This window comes from Pseudarthrobacter albicanus (assembly GCF_018224015.1).
GTDB lineage: Bacteria > Actinomycetota > Actinomycetes > Actinomycetales > Micrococcaceae > Arthrobacter > Arthrobacter albicanus.
This window is the reverse complement of record NZ_JAGPOT010000197.1, coordinates 1-1,178: the sequence shown is the minus strand read 5'-3', so window position 1 is coordinate 1,178 and position 1,178 is coordinate 1. Positions and strand designations below refer to the sequence as shown.

The following is a 1,178-nucleotide window of genomic DNA, read 5'->3' as shown; positions in this document are numbered from 1 at the left end:
GTTGATTGCCGTGATCCGCCGCTTCGGCCGGGACGTCCCGGACGGCAAGAGCCTGCTCGCGGTCCACGCTCCCGGGTATGACTACAGCAGGGTCGGGAAGCCCGATATCGCCTGGGACGACAGGGAAGCGAAGAACGCGCTGATTTCCGCACTGGTGACGGACGCGCTGGCATTGCTGGACGCCGTGGACCCGGAGCAGCTGGAGGGCCCGGCCGCGGAGACGTATGCGTTGCTGGCGCTCGTTGCCGGGCAGGACGTGGAACCGGCCGAAGGCTCGGACGGCACCGACGGGCGCTGGCGGATCGCCAGAAGGGTGGCCAAGGGCCGGATCATTTCCACCGTCGACCCGGAAGCACGGCACGCGCACAAGTCCCGGTCGGTCCTCCGCGATGGATACAAGGCCCACATTGTGGGGGAACCCGAAACCGGGCTGATCACCAACGCCGCGGTCACAAAAGCCGCCGGGGACGGCTCCAGCGACGGGGATGCCGGGCAGGAATTATTAGCCAACGACCCGTCCATGGATGACGCCACCGGGTATCAGGTGCTCGGCGACTCGGCGTATGGTTCCGGCGCCATGCTCGAACATCTGGAAGAGGCCGGGCACCAGGCGCTGGTGAAACCCCAAACCTCTGCGCCCCGCCGTTGCGGGCGGATACACCCTTGATGACTTCGCCCACGACCCCCAGAAGGGGACCATGACATGCCCGAACGGTCTGGTCCGCAAGATCAGCCCCAAAGGCAACGTGAACTTCGGTTCCCAATGCAACAGCTGCCCGCTGCGTGAGCAGTGCACGAAGGCGAAAAACGGCCGCAAACTTGTGATCACCGAACACCACGGCCGGCAACGGGCCCACCGGGCCGCAGCCCGTGAACCGGGATTCCAGCAGGACTACCGGCAATACCGGCCCCTGATCGAACGATCCATAGCCTGGCTCGTCGCCAACAACAACCGGCGCCTGCGATACCGCGGCACCGGGAAGAACCACGCCTGGATCCAGTTCCGTGTTGCCGGGCTGAACCTCAAACGGCTCGTGAAACTGGGACTCACCAACGAAAACGGGGCCTGGATCATCGCCTGACCGGTCGGGGCCGGTAGCCCTGCCCCTGGCGCGGGCCCTCATGGCCCCTACAAGACCTCAACGGCCCCGCCAATATCCCCAAATGAGTGAAAACCA

General features: G+C 65.5%; 2 protein-coding genes. Both read left to right on the top strand.

Features of this window, described 5'->3' with window-relative positions; translation table 11 throughout:
- Positions 1-667, top strand: a 667-nt coding sequence (locus J9611_RS21385; protein WP_211883268.1) for a transposase, incomplete at its 5' end; no start/stop codon positions are given.
- 31 nt (positions 668-698) lie between these two features.
- Entirely contained in the window at positions 699-1,082 is a 384-nt protein-coding gene (locus J9611_RS21380; protein ID WP_211883266.1) for a transposase, read from the top strand.
- The last annotated feature ends 96 nt before the right edge of the window (positions 1,083-1,178 follow it).

Bases quoted from the DNA above. Each gene is read 5' to 3' on its own strand.
- J9611_RS21380 (WP_211883266.1), top strand. From the start codon at position 699: ATGACATGCCCGAACGGTCTGGTCCGCAAGATCAGCCCCAAAGGCAAC.